Annotated in this window: 20 protein-coding genes; 6 read left to right on the top strand and 14 right to left on the bottom strand. The window is 68.8% G+C overall.

Annotated elements, in window-relative coordinates; all coding sequences use genetic code 11:
• Positions 1–176: 176 nt before the first annotated feature.
• Positions 177–572: a MerR family transcriptional regulator gene (locus AC07FN_RS25210; protein ID WP_478397850.1), complete on the bottom strand. Its 396-nt coding sequence runs from the start codon at positions 570–572 to the stop codon at positions 177–179.
• Between the two features lie 67 nt (positions 573–639).
• Positions 640–1086 (bottom strand): Hsp20/alpha crystallin family protein, encoded by a 447-nt coding sequence (locus AC07FN_RS25205; protein ID WP_478397849.1) that lies wholly within the window; start codon positions 1084–1086, stop codon positions 640–642.
• 269 nt (positions 1087–1355) lie between these two features.
• Between AC07FN_RS25205 and AC07FN_RS25200 the strand changes: the two genes are divergently transcribed.
• On the top strand, positions 1356–2234 hold the full coding sequence (locus AC07FN_RS25200) for a hypothetical protein (RefSeq protein ID WP_478397848.1): 879 nt from the start codon (positions 1356–1358) through the stop codon (positions 2232–2234).
• Between the two features lie 380 nt (positions 2235–2614).
• On the opposite strand, the gene AC07FN_RS25195 is transcribed toward AC07FN_RS25200, so the two are convergent.
• Both AC07FN_RS25195 and mug read right to left on the bottom strand, forming a co-directional pair.
• Positions 2615–3067: a hypothetical protein gene (locus AC07FN_RS25195; protein WP_478397847.1), complete on the bottom strand. Its 453-nt coding sequence runs from the start codon at positions 3065–3067 to the stop codon at positions 2615–2617.
• 244 nt (positions 3068–3311) lie between these two features.
• Positions 3312–3902 (bottom strand): G/U mismatch-specific DNA glycosylase, encoded by a 591-nt coding sequence (gene mug, locus AC07FN_RS25190; protein ID WP_478397846.1) that lies wholly within the window; start codon positions 3900–3902, stop codon positions 3312–3314.
• A gap of 215 nt (positions 3903–4117) precedes the next feature.
• Here mug and AC07FN_RS25185 point away from each other — a divergent pair, with 215 nt between their 5' ends.
• Positions 4118–5158, top strand: coding sequence for a tyrosine-type recombinase/integrase (locus AC07FN_RS25185; protein ID WP_478397845.1), 1041 nt, complete (start codon positions 4118–4120; stop codon positions 5156–5158).
• Between the two features lie 63 nt (positions 5159–5221).
• Here AC07FN_RS25185 and AC07FN_RS25180 read toward each other — a convergent pair whose 3' ends face one another.
• Together AC07FN_RS25180 and AC07FN_RS25175 are read right to left on the bottom strand one after the other, a co-directional pair.
• Complete coding sequence (locus AC07FN_RS25180; RefSeq protein ID WP_478397844.1) at positions 5222–5386, bottom strand: hypothetical protein; 165 nt, start codon at positions 5384–5386, stop codon at positions 5222–5224.
• Positions 5387–5554: 168 nt separating this feature from the next.
• Entirely contained in the window at positions 5555–6727 is a 1173-nt protein-coding gene (locus AC07FN_RS25175) for an epoxide hydrolase family protein (RefSeq protein WP_478397843.1), read from the bottom strand.
• An 82-nt stretch (positions 6728–6809) separates the two neighbouring features.
• Here AC07FN_RS25175 and AC07FN_RS25170 point away from each other — a divergent pair, with 82 nt between their 5' ends.
• Positions 6810–7397, top strand: a complete 588-nt coding sequence (locus tag AC07FN_RS25170) for a CGNR zinc finger domain-containing protein (RefSeq protein ID WP_478397842.1) — start codon at positions 6810–6812, stop codon at positions 7395–7397.
• A gap of 111 nt (positions 7398–7508) precedes the next feature.
• On the opposite strand, the gene AC07FN_RS25165 is transcribed toward AC07FN_RS25170, so the two are convergent.
• Entirely contained in the window at positions 7509–8273 is a 765-nt protein-coding gene (locus AC07FN_RS25165; protein ID WP_478397841.1) for a class I SAM-dependent methyltransferase, read from the bottom strand.
• On the opposite strand from AC07FN_RS25165, the gene AC07FN_RS25160 reads away from it, so the two are divergent.
• Positions 8272–8544 carry a DUF4291 family protein gene (locus AC07FN_RS25160; RefSeq protein ID WP_478397840.1) on the top strand — a complete coding sequence of 91 codons (273 nt, stop codon included), beginning with the start codon at positions 8272–8274 and terminating at the stop codon, positions 8542–8544. The two genes, AC07FN_RS25165 and AC07FN_RS25160, sit on opposite strands and share 2 nt — an antisense overlap.
• On the opposite strand, the gene AC07FN_RS25155 is transcribed toward AC07FN_RS25160, so the two are convergent.
• The 5 genes from AC07FN_RS25155 to AC07FN_RS25135 form a co-directional block, all read right to left on the bottom strand.
• Positions 8513–8803: a DUF6204 family protein gene (locus AC07FN_RS25155; protein ID WP_478397839.1), complete on the bottom strand. Its 291-nt coding sequence runs from the start codon at positions 8801–8803 to the stop codon at positions 8513–8515. The two genes, AC07FN_RS25160 and AC07FN_RS25155, sit on opposite strands and share 32 nt — an antisense overlap.
• A complete protein-coding gene (locus AC07FN_RS25150; RefSeq protein ID WP_478397838.1) occupies positions 8800–9453 on the bottom strand; it encodes a TetR/AcrR family transcriptional regulator in 654 nt (217 codons plus the stop codon). Before AC07FN_RS25150 ends, AC07FN_RS25155 begins: the two co-directional genes overlap by 4 nt.
• A 48-nt stretch (positions 9454–9501) precedes the next feature.
• Positions 9502–10020, bottom strand: a complete 519-nt coding sequence (locus AC07FN_RS25145; RefSeq protein WP_478397837.1) for a GNAT family N-acetyltransferase — start codon at positions 10018–10020, stop codon at positions 9502–9504.
• Positions 10021–10040: 20 nt separating this feature from the next.
• Positions 10041–10607, bottom strand: a complete 567-nt coding sequence (locus tag AC07FN_RS25140; protein WP_452612444.1) for a helix-turn-helix domain-containing protein — start codon at positions 10605–10607, stop codon at positions 10041–10043.
• 175 nt (positions 10608–10782) lie between these two features.
• Complete coding sequence (locus AC07FN_RS25135; RefSeq protein WP_478397836.1) at positions 10783–11673, bottom strand: EamA family transporter; 891 nt, start codon at positions 11671–11673, stop codon at positions 10783–10785.
• Between the two features lie 69 nt (positions 11674–11742).
• Between AC07FN_RS25135 and AC07FN_RS25130 the strand changes: the two genes are divergently transcribed.
• Both AC07FN_RS25130 and AC07FN_RS25125 read left to right on the top strand, forming a co-directional pair.
• The gene (locus tag AC07FN_RS25130; RefSeq protein ID WP_478397835.1) at positions 11743–12600 is read left to right on the top strand and encodes a LysR family transcriptional regulator; all 858 of its coding nucleotides are present in this window, start codon (positions 11743–11745) and stop codon (positions 12598–12600) included.
• 155 nt (positions 12601–12755) lie between these two features.
• On the top strand, positions 12756–14639 hold the full coding sequence (locus tag AC07FN_RS25125) for a hypothetical protein (RefSeq protein WP_478397834.1): 1884 nt from the start codon (positions 12756–12758) through the stop codon (positions 14637–14639).
• A 17-nt stretch (positions 14640–14656) separates the two neighbouring features.
• Here the strand turns inward: AC07FN_RS25125 and AC07FN_RS25120 are convergent, their stop codons facing one another.
• Together AC07FN_RS25120 and AC07FN_RS25115 are read right to left on the bottom strand one after the other, a co-directional pair.
• Complete coding sequence (locus AC07FN_RS25120; RefSeq protein ID WP_478397833.1) at positions 14657–15214, bottom strand: AAA family ATPase; 558 nt, start codon at positions 15212–15214, stop codon at positions 14657–14659.
• A gap of 627 nt (positions 15215–15841) precedes the next feature.
• The gene (locus AC07FN_RS25115; protein WP_478397852.1) at positions 15842–16471 is read right to left on the bottom strand and encodes a TetR/AcrR family transcriptional regulator C-terminal domain-containing protein; all 630 of its coding nucleotides are present in this window, start codon (positions 16469–16471) and stop codon (positions 15842–15844) included.
• Positions 16472–16480 lie beyond the last annotated feature (9 nt).

The raw sequence follows: 16480 nt of genomic DNA, 5'->3' as shown, positions 1-16480 counted from the left end.
CCTACGGAAAAGCCAGCTTCGCCCTGCTACGCAAGAGAATCCTACTCGACCAATAACCCCCCGACATCATTGATCACGCAACCAGCGACAGAGCCAGTTCTGCGGTGTAACTGTCCACAGTGGAGGATAGTGCTCGCCGCCAGCGGAGTCGATGGGGGTGGCACCGCACCGAGTCATCAGCCGGGCGGCGTCGGAGGCTGAGCAGCCCGCTTGGGTTTCGATACCGTGTGGTCAGGGTGTTTTCCACCGCTGGGGCCTTTTTCGAGTTCGGTGAGGCGGGTGTGGGCGGCGGCCAGATCGCGCTCGAGTTCGGCGATGCGGCACGCGGCGGAGAGAATGGTGTGGCCGTCGAGGAGTTCGCGGACACGGGCGGCGAGAGTGAGTTCGGTGCGGCTGTAGCGGCGATGCCCGCCGGCGGAGCGGTCGGGTGTGAGCAGACCGGTGGCGTCGAGGCTGCGGAGGAACTCGGGGGTGACGCCGAGCATCGCGGCAGCGCGGCCCATGGTGTAGGCGGGGTAGTCGGCGTCGTCGAAGGCGCTGGCCGCACTGCCGGCCGGGGAAGGATCGGTCATACCCACCTCGCGAGATCGGGATACGCCCAGGTCCGGCCCGCGAGGGAGCCGGACCTGGGTGCGGGGGTCATTGGGTGGCGCCTTCGATGACCTTGCGGCCGCCACCGTGACCGATCTCGATGCGCCGTGGCTTGGCCTTCTCCGCCACCGGCAGGGTCACGGTGAGCACCCCGTCGGTGTAGTCGGCGCTGATGTGGTCCACATCCAGGCCGCCGCCCAGCGAGAGCTGGCGGGAGAAGGTGCCGCGGGGCCGTTCGGCGGTCAGGTAGCTGATCTCGGCATCGCCCTCCCTGCTCGGCCGCCCGCGGCGCTGGGCGCGCACGGTGAGGGTGTTGTTCTCCGCGCTGACTTCCAGCGATTCGGGGTCGATGCCAGGCAGGTCGAACTCGACCACGTAGTTGTCGCCGGCCCGGTAGGCGTCCATCGCCATGGCCTGGGGTGCGCGGGCGCTGCCGAACACCTCGGTGGCAAGCCGGTTGAGGTCACGGAAGAACGGGTCGAACGCCAGCGTCATCACCCACCACTCCTTTCACACGCTCAACGTCAACTCACGCATGATCGGCAGCGGAGTGCGGGGAGCGGAGCCGGAGGCCGGACGCCCCGGCACTCCGCGGGGAGAAATGACCGACAGCCTCACCTCCCGTGTTTGTGCTGGTAGACCTCTTGCCAACAGCGCTGCCTCACTTATTCTGGAACTGCCACTGTAGATTTGCAAGGCTGCTGATTCACAGTATGTAGCGCCGTCTCGGGAGATATCAGGTCAGTGGAAGGTGGTGCGGGGCGATGGCAGCGCGGCATGTGGTGTATCGATGCGAGCTGGACCACCAGGTTCGGTGGCGTGGTTATGCGACCTGCGGCGGTGAGATTCCCGTGCACGTGCGCGCGCCTTCGCTGGGCCAGGCCCAGCAGTTGATGGCGGCCACCACCGCCGGCGACGGGAGGCGGTCGGGGTGGGTCGAGCACACCGAACACGCCGCAGGCGACGGGCTGTGGGTGCGCGAGGCCCTCGACGAGTGGGTGCTGGAGCGCGAGCACTCCACCCGGGTGTTGATGGAGGTCCTCGCTGACCAGCGGCTGCGTGCCCGGCTGGCCACGCTCCCCGCCTGCCGGATCGGCGGTGTGCCATTGGTCGTGTGCGTGCCCGGTGACGCCGTGGAATGGGTTGTGGGGCAGCACGACGGACATGGGGCCCTGGTCGTGGCCGCGGCGGTGACCAACCACCAGGTGTGGTGGAACGTGCTGGTGCCCGCCGACCGTGCCGCCGAGACCGACCTGGGCGTGATCGGCAGCCTGGACGAGATCGGCGTGACCGGCCCGGAGGCCACGGTCGATGACTGGATGGCCGCCGCCGACTGCGCAGGCCTGGTCCTGCTTGCCCCCCGACACGCGAAGGCACACGCCTCGCCCCACCTGGATCCGGCAGCAGCCGATCCCTACGCCAGCCGGAGCGCAGCAGCGCAGAAGCGTCCCACCCACCTGCTGGGCGAGCTCGAAACAACCGCCGATCCGCGGCGTGCAGCGGAACTACGCACGCGAACGCACGAGCTGGAAGGGGTCCTCCAACGGCTAGCACACCGACGGCGTGTGCCGGACTCGATCCCGCCCGGCACGGCAGCGGCGCCTACCCGCGATGAGCCGCAACAGCAGCGCACCTCGCGGTAGGCCTGGCGATGATGGCGGTGATGGCGGCCAGGGCGCAGCGGAGGAGGCATCCCGTGTCTGAGCAGGAACACCCTTTGGAAGCGCTGCACCGTGGGCGCGACGCGGTGGCGGCGGCTGTTGCCGGGCGCCAGCAAGCTCGTGACCTCGGCCAGGGCCTCGTGTGAGGGCTTGAAGTAGCGGCGGACGTTCTCCGGCTTCTTGTGCCGGGACTTCGCCATCAGCAGCAACAGGCACCGGCCTTGGTCGCGATCGCGACACCACGACAGCCCCGTAGGGCCATGCTGGGCTGTCGGGGTTTCGGCGGGAAAAACAACAGTGGCCTTGGCACCGGCGCAGGATGCAGGTCTGCGCCAGTGCCAAGGCCACCGCCTTGCGCTGCTTTACCGCTTCTTTTTCGGCGGATCCTTGCGCAGCAGATCAGGGCCGATGATACGGCGCACCACCCGGCGGACCAGGCTGCGCTTCTTCACCGGGGCGGGCGGGGCCGATGTCACCGGCTTGACCCGCTCGGTCGGCGCCGCCACCGACGCCTGCGGTTGCGGACCCGTCATCCCCGCGGCCGGTGCCGGCGGGTCGGGGTTGAGCAGCTTGGCGAACTCCGGCTGCTCGTCGCGGATCGCGGGAATGTAGGGCTGGGTGACCTCTACCCGGGATGGGGCGTCGGCCATGGGCGGCGGCGATGCCGCCGGGCGGGCCGGAACGACCACCTCGTCCAGGGGCAGCTGGCCCACGATGCGGGTAGTCGGCGGTCCCGTGTCCAGTCGCGGCTGCTGCGCTTCCGACTGGAGCACGGGCTGGAACCACGGTCGAGCAAGGTCGTCTTGAATAGTCATCCGTATCGACTCTGCGGGGGGCAAAGGGGCCAATGTCACCGGATCAGGGGCTTCCCTCACCGGCGGGTCAGACCCTACCGGTAACGGACAGATAAAGCACACCCCCGTGTTCCGTATGTCTCGCTGCGTGATCACAGCGAGTCCCGAAGCGGCCATCCGGCGTAATCAAGATCCGCCAAGTGAGGGCGAAACCCATCGGTCCCCGTCCTCGTTAGGCGCCCCTTCGAGGCGGTTCGGGCGCCACTCAGCCTTGCGGCGCGCCGGAATCCTGTTGCGGCGGCTCGCCGGGCATCGAGACCTGCTGCAACTGGCGGAACTCCGCGGCCAGCGTGCCCGCAGTCCAGTGCGCGTTGAGGCCGCTGGGATTCGGCAGCACCCACACCCGCGCGCCCTCGATCCGCCGGTCCTGCGGCCCGACCGTCGCCCGCCGCTCTCCGAACGCCGTCCGGTACGCGGTGATCCCCACCACCGCCACCCACGCGGGCTGGAAACGGCGCACCTTCTCCACTAGCACCTGCCCGCCGGCCCGCAACTCGTCGTCGGTGAGCTCGGCCGCCCGGGCGCTGGCCCGCGCGACGAAGTTGGTGATGCCCAGCCCCAACCCGGGCAGCTCGTCCTGCTCGTGCGGCTGCAGCAGGCGCGGCGTGAAGCCCGAGGCGTGCAACGCGGGCCAGAACCGGTTGCCCGGCCGCGCGAAGTGGTGACCGGTGGCTCCCGACCACAGACCCGGATTGATCCCGCAGAACAGCACCCGCAAACCAGGGGAGAGGACGTCCGGAATCCTCGCCCCCTCCGCCGCGGCCAACTCCTCCGCGCTCGGCCGGTTCCCCGCCAACTCGCACCTCCGGTTCCCGCAACCAACACCGGACCTTAACCGGCGGCCACGGCATCCCGAACCGGGTCCGGTCACCGGCTCCGGCAGCACCTCCGCACACGTTACGTAACACCATTAACAGTAACGTTAATAAACAAACGAAACAGAATTTTGATTCGAGAAACGCTGCCGGATGCACCGCGCATAATCGCGCTTATGTGCGGTAAGCTGAGTCGGTGAGCATCACCGGAGAAGCGCGGGCGCCAGTCGTCGGACGAGAGGCGCAAACGGAACTCCTGGCCACGCCTACGCGCACCGGCCACACCGTGGCCGCGTTGATCGCGGCGTGGCTGGGCTCGTTCGCGGATTCCGGAGCCACCCGCGCCGCCTATGCGCGGGATCTCCGCGAGTACGTGGAGTGGTGCACACGCCGGGAACTCGATCCGCTCGACGTGCGCCTCCCGGAGGTGCAGATGTATGGCGCCGAGCTCGCCGCGGCGACCAACCCGCGCACCGGGCGTGGGTTCGCGGCCAGCACCCGGGCACGGAAGCTCGCCGCCGTCTCCAGTTGGTACACCTTCCTCGTGCGCGCCGGGGCGATCGACGCCAACCCGGCTCGCGACGCTGCGCGGCCCCGTTACGACCGGCAGCACTCGCCGACCGCCAGCGTCTCCGAGCGGCAGGCCGCGCAGATGCTGACCGCCAGCCGGGACTACCGGCACCGCAGCCTCTCGCACGAGGCGGTCGCGCTCGTGATGATGCTGCTGATCGATCTGGGTATCCGCGTCTCGGAGCTGTGCCACGCCGATCTGTCCGACCTCGGTCAGCGCGACGGCCTCCGGGTGCTGACCGTGCACATGAAGGGCGGCAAGGTTCGCACCCGGCCTATCCCGGCGCCGCTGGTCCCGGTCCTGGACGCCTATCTGGCGCAGCGGCCGGACGCCGACACCGGAGCCCTGGTGGTGACCCGGCACGGCGAGCGCATCAACCGCCACCAGGTCTTCCGGCTTGTGCAGACGATGGCCGCGGAAGCCGGCGTGCCGATGCCGCAGCGGATCACGCCGCACTCGATGCGGCACACCTTCAACACCATCGCCCGGGAAAGGGGAGCGGCGCTGGAAGACCGCCGCGACGCGCTCGGGCACTCCTCGGCGGCGGTCACCCAGCTCTACGACCACGTCGCGGTGTCGCTGACCCGCGACCCGGCCCACCTCGTCGCGGGAGCGACCAGCGAAACCCGCGAAACAACCCCGAAATCACCCGAGCGATCCCATTGATCATTTACGTCACGGTGACGTAAATGATCAATGGGCTTGTTCTGGTCGGTCTTGTCGATCCGGCTAGCGTTTCGGCGCGTGGCGCAGGAGCACGACGCCTGAGGTGAACGGGCGCGTCTCCAGCAGTTCGAGATCCTCACGGGTCGAGTCGAAAAGGCGGTCTTCGTGACCGACGGCCACCGGGAAGAGGAACAACCGGTACTCGTCGAGGAGCGGTCCGCGCAGCACCGCGGAGTTCTGCTCAGTTCGGTCAACGTGCTCGACACGACGTACTTGTCCACCGCGTTCAGGTAGCCGGAGGCGGGGCTTGAGCAGCAGCCGTACAGGATCCTCCGCTAAGCGCCGGCGAGCAGCTCAGCTCCCCGGATCGGGCCGAGTGCCGGCACCCAGCCTCGTTCACCGATTAGCGGCGAGCACTGCCGCGAGGCCTTCTTGCAGGTCCTTGACGAAGTACTCGGGAACTTCCAGCGACGGGAAATGTCCCCCGGTTTCGGGCGACCTCCATCGGACGATCTGTCGGTAACGCTCCTGTGCCCAGGCGCGCGGATACTTCTCGATGTCGCGGGGATACATAGTGATTGCTGTCGGGACGTCGACCCGAAGTTCGGGGTCGAGCGAGTTGTGGCTTTCGTAGTAGATGCGGGCCGACGATGCGCCGGTCCGTGTCAGCCAATACAGGGTGACGTCGTCAAGAATTCTATCTCTGGAAATCGTGTCGAACGGGCTGTCTTCGGTGTCTGTCCACTCGGCGAACTTGTCGAGGATCCAGGCGAGAAGCCCGACTGGTGAGTCGACGAGCGAGTAGCCGATGGTCTGCGGTCGGGTGGCCTGCTGCTTCGCGTACGCCGCGCGGTGGCGCCAGAAATGGCGGGTTTCCTCGGTCCATTTGCGCTCGGTCGCCGTCAGCCCGTCCGTTGTCAACCCGGGCGGTCCCTCCGCGAACGTTGTGTGGATGCCGAGAACGTGCGCCGGGAACCTGCCGCCGAGAACCGTGGTGATATTGCCTCCCCAGTCGCCGCCGTGGGCTGCGAACTTGTTGTAGCCGAGCCTTCCCATCAGTTCCACCCATGCGGCCGCGATCTTTTCGGTTCCCCACCCGGTGGTGGCCGGCTTATCGCTGTAACCAAAGCCTGGTAGCGATGGAACCACGACGTGGAACGCTGGCGCGTCTGCATCGTCCGGATCTGCCAGCTCGTCTACTACATCGATGAACTCAGCAATGCTGCCCGGCCAGCCGTGCGTCATGATCAGAGGAGTGGCATCTGCGCGCGCGGATCGGCGGTGCAGGAAGTGGATTCCCAGATCATCAATGGTCGTGCGGAACTGGCCGATCTGGTTAAGGCGCTCTTCGAACGACCGCCAGTTGTACCCGGTGCGCCAGTAGTTCACGACCTCGACGAGGTCGGCGAGGGGAACGCCCTGTTCCCATCGGCGAGGGTCGGGCGCGGCGCGATAGACCGTCTCGGCCTCCGGTAGCCGCGCCGCGGCCAATCGCGCGCGCAGATCGTCGAGGTCAGCGTCAGTTGCGTGGGCTTCAAATGCTTGCACGTCGCTGGTGAGACGGGGCATGAGACCTCCTGGCCATCGCGGAACCGGCTAAGGTGGTTCTAGCATGTCGTCATGCCTGCGTGCAACCAGCTAAGGTGGTTCCATGCGTGCTGGGTTCCCCGACTTTCGCCTCGGTAACGTGCTAGCGACCAGCTTCACGGCGACTCTGACGGAGCGTCGTGGCGACGCTGTGGAGCGCATTCCCACGCCGCAGCGACTCGTCGACTGGCTGGCGGTGAGCGGCCTCGCCGTGGACTCCTGCACCGCCGCCCAGCTCGAACTCGCTCGGGAGCTGAGGGAGTCGATTCACGCCGCCGCGACAGCGACCGCGATCCAAGACGCTCTCCCCGTGTCTGCTGTCCAAGTCATCAATGACTGCAGCATTCAGGGTCGGGCCGCGGCTATCCTGACTCCCGAGGGCAATCGTCAATGGCGGCTCAGCTCGGCTTCCTGCGTGGAAGATGCCCTCAGCGTGATCGCCGCCGACGCGATCAGCATCATCGCAGGCGAACGAGACGGAAGAATGGCCTTGTGCGCATCACCAACCTGCCAAGCCGCCTTCTTCGACACCAGCCAAAGTCGCACCCGCAAATGGTGTGACATGAACACGTGCGGGAATCGCCAGAAGAAAGCGCGCTTCAATGCCAACCAGCGCAAGAACGGGACTGCCGCACGGACCGGTGTCATCTGATCTGGCTTGCCCCAGGGGGCAATAGAACAGCCAACAACGCCAAGCACTTGATCTTGACCGCTTCCCGGCGCCCGGGCGTGCCCGATCTTGATCTCAGTACGGTGACGAAGATCAGGCAGGTTTGCGGGCCTCGACGAGAACGCGGGCCGAGTGGGCGATGAACGGGCCCTCTCGCTGGATCCGCTCGTGCAACTCGCGCAGCCGGTCCCGGTAGCGGTCGACGGTGAAGTCCGGAACCGTCCAGATCACCTTGCGCAGGAAGTAGATGACGGAGCCGACGTCGAAGAACTCCATCCGCAACCGCTCCAGGCGCACGTCGACGACGTCCAGTCCGGCCGCCTCGGCTTCGGCCGTCTCGACGTCGGGATGGCGCTTGCGGCGGATGTCCTCGGACAGCGGCCCGAGGAAGAACTCCACCAGCTCGAACACGGTCTCCGGGCCGACGTGCTGGGCGAAGTAGGTTCCCCCGGGCCGCAGGACCCGGGCGATCTCCGCCCACCACACGGTCGCCGGATGACGGCTGGTGACCAGGTCGAACGCCGCGTCCGCGAACGGCAGCGGCGGCTCGTCCCGGGCTGCCACGACCACCGCGCCCAACGGGTGCAGCAGCTCGGTGGCCCTGGCGACGTTCGGCGGCCAGGACTCCGTCGCGGCCATCACGGCGGGGAAGTTCCCGGCGCCGGCCAGCACCTCGCCGCCACCGGTCTGCACGTCCAGCGCGGACGACGCGACGCCCAGCCGATCGCCCAGCAGCCGCTGGTAACCCCACGACGGGCGCTGCTCGGTCGCGCGACCGTCCAACCAGGTGAAATCCCACCCATCGACCGGTGCGGCCGATGCCTCGGCCACCAACTCCTCGAACGAACTCGCCGACATGCGGCCGATCTTCCCAGCCCGCCACGCGCGCAGCCACCGAATATTCGTTGGCTGGATGGAACATCCGGCCGTCGCCGATCCGGCCTTGCGCGCCAACCGGTTCGTCCCGCCGTTCTCGTTCAACAGGATGACGTGGATCAAGCCGTCGTTGCGGCTGCTGCCTCTGGAGCGGCTCTCCCGGTGCCCCGGGCGATCGCCGGAGCCCTCGACATCGACGAATGATCCGGCGATCGCCGGGATCAGGGCTTGCGGCCCTTCCGGCGGATCTTGATCTGGCGCATGTCGGTCACCGCTGTGCGCAGGACCTGGTACGGGTGGCCGTGGGCGTCCAGCGCCGCCAGTGCGCGCTGGGTCGCCTCCCGCTCGCCGTCGTCCTCGCGTTCCGCCGGAACCTGGCAGCGGAAGGTGAACGCCGAAACGGTGTCGTCGTGGGTGAACGTGCCCGCCTCGGTGAAGGCGGTGTCGGTGGCCGCCAGGACGGCGGCGCGCCCGGCTTCGCTGAGTCCGTCGAACTTGCCTCGGATCGTCACTCGGAACACGGTTGGTCCTTTCGCGCGGCGTAGGTGAGAACGCGGTCGCCGAGCACGTCCTCGATGGTGGTCAGCAGATCCAGCGCGGCCTCGGCGATCGCGTCGGGGCGCTCGCCGGCCGCGAGGCGCTTGCCGATCTCGGCGAACACCAGGGAGTGGAAGCAGCCCAGCTGGTGGGCGATCACCCGGGGCAGCGGGTCGTCCGGTGCGGCACCGGTCTCCTCGGCGAGGACGGCGGCGAGCGTGTCGGTCATCTGCTGGCCGAGGGACTCGAGCCGGGCGAGGAGCGTGGGCGCGGCCCGTATCATGTCGAAGACGCGGCCGAAACCCCCGCTCAACCCCACCTTGCGGTCGCGGCGGCGCACTTCCTCGCGCAACTCGCGCAGGATCGCGTCTGCGGCGGACTCGCCGACGCGGCGTTGCCGCACCATGTCGGCGAGCCGTTGCGGGGACGCTTCGTCCGGTGGCAGGACGAGGTCTTCCTTGGCCGGGAAGTAGTTGTAGACGGTGTTCGCCGACACCTCGGCGGCCGCGGCGACCTCCGCGATCGTGACGTGCTCGAAGCCTCGCTCGACGAACAGGCCGACGGCCACTTCGGTGATCCGCTGCCGTGTCTGGCGCTTCTTGCGCTCCCGCAGCCCCTCGGTCATGCCACAAGCTTAACTCGACTCTAATATTGGAGTCGACTCCATTATTTCTCAGGCGAGCTGCTTGTAGAAGAAGCTGCCGTCTTCGAGGCGACCGGCCGGGTCGGCGGCGTAGCCGGGCACGATGCCGAACCGAGTCCAACCGGCGGCGAGGTAGAGCCCCTCAGCGGGACTGCCGGTGGCGGTGTCGAGCAGCAGCAGGATGGCGCCCGCGTGGGCGGCGGCCCGTTCGGCGGTGGCGAGGAGTTCGCGGCCCAGTCCCTGGTCGCGGGCGTCGCGGTGCACCATGAGCTTGACGATCTCGGCGCGGTGCCGGCCGTTGGGCTTGGATTCCAGCGCGAGGCTGACGGTGCCGGTGATGCCGTCGGGGCCGTGGGCGGCCCAGACGATCAGGCTGCCGTCGGCGATCGCGGGTTCCCGGGTCTCCCACCAGGCCGCGGCCGCGTCCTGGTCGAAGGGTTCGAGGAACCCGAGCGAGAAGCCGCCGTCGACGACGTCGACGAGGAGGTCGGCCAGTTCCTTCACGTTGTCGCGGAAATCGGCGGCGGACAGCCGGGTGATGGTCGGCAAGGCGGGTTCCCTCCGGGGGATCAGGGCAGGACGATCAGCAGGGCGTAGCGGACCGGTTCGGGGCCCGGGCAGCGGAAGCGAGACCGGCCCCACAGCCGGAACCGCAGGCAGTCACCGGCCCGCACCTCGTGCACGTGGTCGCCCGCGGTGACCTCCAGGGCCCCCGCCAGCACCCAGATGTGCTGCTCCAGGCCCGGCACGGCCGGGCCGTCGTAGGAGATGTCCGCGCCCGGTTCCAGCACGCCTTCGACGACCTCGCCGCGCAGTCCCGGGTGCGGCGGGGACACTGAGCGCCGGGTGAAGCCCGATGCCGCGTCCCGCCACACTTCCTGCCGGTCGGCGCGCACCAGCTGCGGCGGCTCCGATTCCACCTCGGCCAGCAACTGCGACATGGTCCGCCCGTAGGCCGCGCACAACTTGTTCAGCAGCGCCGCGGTCGGGCTGATCTCGGCTCGCTCCAGTCTCGACAGCGTCGAGCGGCTGATCTCGGTGCGCTGCGCCAACTCCTCCAGCGACCAGCCGCGCTCCACCCGCAGCTCCGCGAGCCGACCCGCCAGCCGGGTGTCCATCTCAGAGCCATTTCTCATATTCGGGAGACTAGCTCAAATATGAGATGAATCGGAAGCTGGGTACCCGGTGTCCTCCCCGTGCCGGATGTTGCGGATCAACCAGGCGGTGGGGTGGGGGTGGTGAAAGCCATGGCCAACTTCCTCCGCTGGGACCGGCTGCTGCGCGCCCAGGTCAAGGCTTTCGCAAGCGCAGCTACTGGCGCGCGGTGACGACGCTGACGACGTTGGCGGCGACGATCGCCGCGATGCTCAGCCATTCGAGCACCTGCAGGTTCTGGCCGAGGAACACCAGGCCCACGCCGGCTGCCAGAACCGGGTTGATGCTCATGAAGATGCCGAAGAACTGCGCCGGAACCCGCCGCAGCGCCAGCATGTCGATCAGGAACGGCACGGCCGAGGAGAGGATGCCCGCCGCAGCCGCGCAACCCAGCGCCGCCGGGGTCGGCGGATGCTGGATGAGCACCGCGATGCCGATCGGCACGAACAGCAGACCCGACAGCCCGGCCGAGGCGGCGGTGCCCTCGGCACCGGGCAACCGGCGGCCCACCGAGCGGTTGAGCAGGATGTAGGACGCCCAGCACACCGCGGCCAGCAGCGCCAGGCCGATGCCGAGGTAGTCCGTGGTCGGCTGCGGCCGGGTCAGCGCCACCACGCCCGCGGCGGCGACCACCGCACACCCCAGATCCACCACGCGTCGCGACGCGGCCAGCGCGACCGCCAGCGGACCGAGGAACTCCAGCGTCACCGCAAGACCGAGGCCGATGCGGTCGATCGCGCTGTACAGCGACAGGTTCATCGTCGCGAACACCGCCGCCAGCAGCAGCACCGGCTGCCACTGGCGCCACGTGAACGCCCGCAGCCGAGGGCGCCCCACCGCCAGCAGTGCCACGGCGGCGATCCACTGCCGCACCGCCACGACACCGGCCGGCCCGATCACCGGGAACGCCAGCGATCCGATCGCCGCACCGACCTGATTGGACAGCCCGCTGCCGACCATCATCGCGATTCCCGCGTAGCGGCCACCGTTTTTCGCGGTGGGCGCCGGGACCGCCACGGGCTGCCGCACCTGCGCTGTCGTCTGCATGGCACAGAGCCTGCGCCGCCGCGGTGCTTGCGCAAAATGCATCCGGCGCGTCAGCTATACGCTTGAGTTATGTATGTGGAGCTGCGGCAGCTGCGCTGCCTGGTCGCGATCGCCGACGAGGGCACCTTCACCGACGCCGCCATCGAACTGGGCGTCTCGCAGGCGGCCGTCTCCCGCACGCTGGCCTCGCTGGAAGCCGCCCTCGGCGTCCGCCTGTTGCGCCGCACCAGCCGCGAGGTCGTGCCCACCGCCGTCGGCACGCAGGTCATCGCCCGCGCCCGGCGGCTGCTGGCCGAGGCCGAGGACCTGGTGCGCGACGCCACCTCCGGGCACACCCGGCTGCGCATCGGCTACGCCTGGTCGGCCATGGGCCGCCACACGGTGGACTTCCAGCGCAGGTGGCCCGCGCTGCGCCCGGACGTCGAACTGAGCCTGGTGCGCACCAACTCCGCGACCGGCGGCCTCGCCGAAGGCGCCTGCGACGCCGCCGTGGTGCGCACCGAACCCGACCAGCGGCGCTTCGACGGCGTCATCGTCGGCCTGGAACGCCGGTTCTGCGCGGTGGCGTCCGACGATCCGTGGGCCCGCCGCCGTTCCATCCGGCTGGCCGAGATCAGCGAACGCACGCTCCTAATCGACCGCCGAACCGGCACCACGACCACCGAACTGTGGCCGCCGGAGAACCGGCCTGCCATCGAGTACACCCACGAGCTCGACGACTGGCTCACCACCATCGCCACCGGTCGCAGCGTCGGCATCACCGCGGAAAGCACCGTCGACCAGTACCCGCGACCCGGCGTGGTCTTCCGCCCGCTGCGCGATGCCGCACCCATCGCGGTCCGCCTGATCTGGTGGCGCGACGACCCGCACCCGACCGCGCAAGCCGCCGTCGCCCTGCTCACCGACCTCTACCGCGCGCACAGCTAGAGAAACCGGTCCCGGTCGGGGATGAGCCGGCTGCTCACCTGCCGATGTCCGTCCGGTCATGCCCTTCGGGGCGCAGTCGTGCCCTTTCGGACATTCCTGGGGAAGTCGCCCGCTGGGAGCATCGGCTCGGGACCTGGCTCTGCGGAGGGAGTCGCATGCGCGCACACGACCAGGCATCCAACCGGATGTCGCAGCCGCAGCGGGCGCTCCACCAGGCCGCGGACAAGCCCTCTGCCGGCGGCCTGACACGCACACCGCTGTCCCCGCAGGCGGCGCTGGCACTGCAGCGCACCGCAGGCAATGACGCCGTGAGCAAGCTGATCGCCGCGCAGCAACACGCGTGCGGCGACGGTTGCGGACACGCGCCGGCCATCCAGCGCAACGACCGAACGCAGGGCCGCGGGGGCCAGCCGAAGCCGCACGCCGCCGGGGTGATCCAGCGGAGCATCACCATGCGCCCCGCGGAAAAACCAGAGGGCAGCGACCTGCTGGAAGAGGCGAAAACGGCCGGGGGAACCACCGACGCCGGTGGGCTGTTCAGCCTCCTCGTCCACAAGCTCAGGGAGGAGAGCCGCAACGGCAGCGGCGTGCCCGAGAACGAGATAGCAGAATTCGAGCGCAAGCGGGAAACCCTCGAACCGCAGCTGTTCAAATGGGCCGCCGGCACACCCGGCGCCCGTGGCGCCAAGTCCCATCCGCAGTTCGGCGCCAAACAGCAGGACCGCGATTACCACACCTACACCGATCTCGCGCTGGCGCTGAGCGGATGGATGCGGGCCAAACCCGCGCGGCGCGACGAGAAAGAACTGGCCCGCAACGTCAAGGACAACTCCGACGTCGAGCTGCACCTCGAAATCCTGCTCACCCGGGTCAGGGCGATCGTCGAGGACCGGCGAGCCGAGGAGCGGAGTCCCACCGGCCCGTTCCGGTGGGAATACATCCGCCAGGAACTGGAGACCGGCACGACCCTCCAGCCGGACGCGGGCGGCAACCGCCAGTTCGGCCACTACCAGCACTACTTCGACCAGATCATCCAGGGGAAGGCCGAGATCCCGGCCGAGATCAGGGATCAGCTGCGCACCCGGATCAACGGCGGCATGTGGAAGGTGCTGGAGGCTCCGGAGCAGTTCAGCTTCCGCGACAAGATCGTCGTCCTGCACGACCTGATGGAGTACTTCGGCAAGCACCAGCGGTGGAACCCGCCCACGGCCGGCAACGATGTCATCGCCGACCAGCACGGCCAGAACGTCACCACCACAGCGATCGACGACCACGGCAACCGGGTGCAGGCCGACGAGGACCGGGGCCAGGAGTCCACCGTCCTGCCGGGGGGCAAGGTCAAGAACCATCCGTCGACGCGCCGGGAGTCCGCGGAGAGCACCCGCCTCGCCCGACGGCACGACATCCCGGTGTGGGCGGGCTCGTCGTTCACCGCGATGCGCATGCTCAACCTCGCCAAGTCCGCCGGCGGCACCATCGAGGAGATCAGCGCGGTCGCCTGGGGGATCTTCGCCTTCTGGCGCTTGGACTACGACCACTCGTTCGAGCTCGCCTACCACACGCTGCACGAAGTCATGGACATCGCGCAGAACTTCGGCGTCCCCTACAACGCGCTGCACCGCGGGAAAGGCCTGGAGGAGGGACACCGGGCAGGGATCACGAAGCAGCACGTGCTGGACCGCCTGGCCGTCGCCGAACGGCAACTCGCCGAAGACCACGGCAGGCTGACCGCCGGAGCGCAACAGGTCGCGGAGCACCTCGGGAAGAACCCGCCGGTCGACCGGACACCCTTCGACCAGCTGGGAAGCCGGCTGGCCGCCCTCGCGCAACGCATCGAGCAGCTGCGTCAGCGCGTGCTCGGCGTCGGCCGAGCTGTCTCGGGCATCGCCGAACACGCTTCGCCCGCCGACCGCCAGCACCTGCGCCAGGTGATGCTCGACCTGCCCGGACTGGTCACCGAGCTGAGCGTCATCGCACGGGAGATCAACGACCTCGACCGGGACCTCGTCGACCACCTCAGCACCTACATGAGCACCTGACCTCGCCCGCAGGCCGCCTACCGGCGGCGCTCGTGCCTGGCGAGTTCGTCGAGCACGAATCGCATTCGCTGGTCGACCGTTGTTCGCGGTAGGTGGACGAGCTCGTAGCCGTAGTCGGTGTAGGCGGCGAGCATGTGCTCGTAGGTGCGTTCGGCCTCCGCCGGGGTTTGCTTGCGTTCGCCGTCCTGGCGGTAGATCTCCGGCCAGAACGGGGCGATCAGCACGCGGTTGCGGTACCGGAACCGCCGCGCGGCGGCGTCCACGTGCGGGGGCACCGGCAGGCTGCTCAGCCGCAGGTAGCCGACGATGTCGGGCAGCCCGCGGTCGAAGATCACCGGTCCACGCCGGCGGCGGGCCTGCCGGTGGGAAAGCAGGTCCCGCTGCAGCATCAGCTCGGCGAACAACGCCCGGTCCGCCCAGGGCAGACCGCGGCCTCCGGCGGCCAGCTGATCTGCGATGACGCCGCGGCCCGCCTCCGGCGAGCAGGCGCATCCGGCGGCGGCCAGGCGCTCGACGAGCGTCGTCTTGCCCGCCCCGGGACCACCGGTGATCACGACGAAATCTGCTGGCGACATGCCGACCTCCACCATCGAACCCTCGCAACGGTCGCGAACGGAAGTGCGGTGATTGTCGTCGCCGGATGCGGCGGGAACGCCGGGGTGAGCGCGGCGTGAACGGCCACTGGAGCAGGCCTGGCACCAGATCTTAGCGGTCGCGGTGAGTTTCGCGGCCCGGCGCGGTCCAACCATCGGAGGCGCTTGCCGGCCGGAGGTGCCTCCGGGGCTGTGTCCGAGGTCGCGCATTTCGGCTGCAGGGGGTACTGCGCGGCTCTCGGACCGGCCCTCGGCCTCGGGGAACATCGGTACAGCGGTCATCGGTGAGAACGATCATGGTCCGGGCGGCGCGAGTGTGCTGACCCGGTTCTCGTACTCAGCTCGCGCTGGAGTTCGCCGACGGCCACCTGTTCGCGGTGGAGGACGTCGAGCACGTCGAGGATGTGGTCGGTGCCGCGTACGAGGCGGAACATCTCGGAGATGTGCACGGTGTCGCCCGGCCGTGCGTAGCGGCCTCGTCCAGGACGAGGTTCTGCCGGGCGGTGGACTGCTGATCGGTCGAGACCCGCTTGTAGACCAGATTCGCCACCGAGGGGCCCCTTCCGTACGGAGGATCGGACCCTATCCGTCGTCAAACTCCGTCGGCAATCACCATCGGATCTGATTGGATTCGGGCCTACGTGAGCCCCCGGATTGCACGGGTTCATTGGACGCAGGGTGTCCCTGTGCGGTGCGCTGCTCCAGGCCGTCCAGGATGAGGGCGAGGCCTGCCTCGAATGCGGACTCGTGATCGATCGTCGGCACGTCGGCCGGTAGCGCGGTGGTGCCGGGGCTCGGTTCCGCCTGTTCCTCCAGGACGCTGCCGACCGTGAAGCGGGCGGCGGCCAGCATCGCCATCTTCGCGTCATGCTCGGGCACGCCGGAGGTGGTGAGGAAGTCCATCTTGCGGCGGATCCGGTCGAGGTCGCTGGTGGGGGTGGTGCCGGCGTGGAGCCGTGCGCCGTCCCGGCGCATCAGGAGGGTGTGCCTGAAGCTGCGTGTGTTCTCCAGGAACCAGTCGCGCCAGTCGTCGCCGGGCGTCGGTAGCGGTTGCGCCGTGTGGGGCGCCATCGCCGCTTCTGCCATGGCGGCCAGGAGGTCTTTCTTGGTGCGGAAGTACCAGTAGAGCGATGGCTGCTCGACGCCCAAGCGCTTCGCCAGCTGCCTCGTGCTGACTGCGTCCAGTCCGACTTCGTCGAGCAGGCCGAGTGCCTCGGCGATGACGGTCTCGCGGTTCATCTTGGTCAC

The sequence above is a fragment of the Saccharopolyspora sp. NPDC045941 genome (assembly GCF_056431445.1).
The sequence above is the reverse complement of the archived record's forward strand: the minus strand, read 5'-3'. Positions and strand labels throughout refer to the sequence as shown.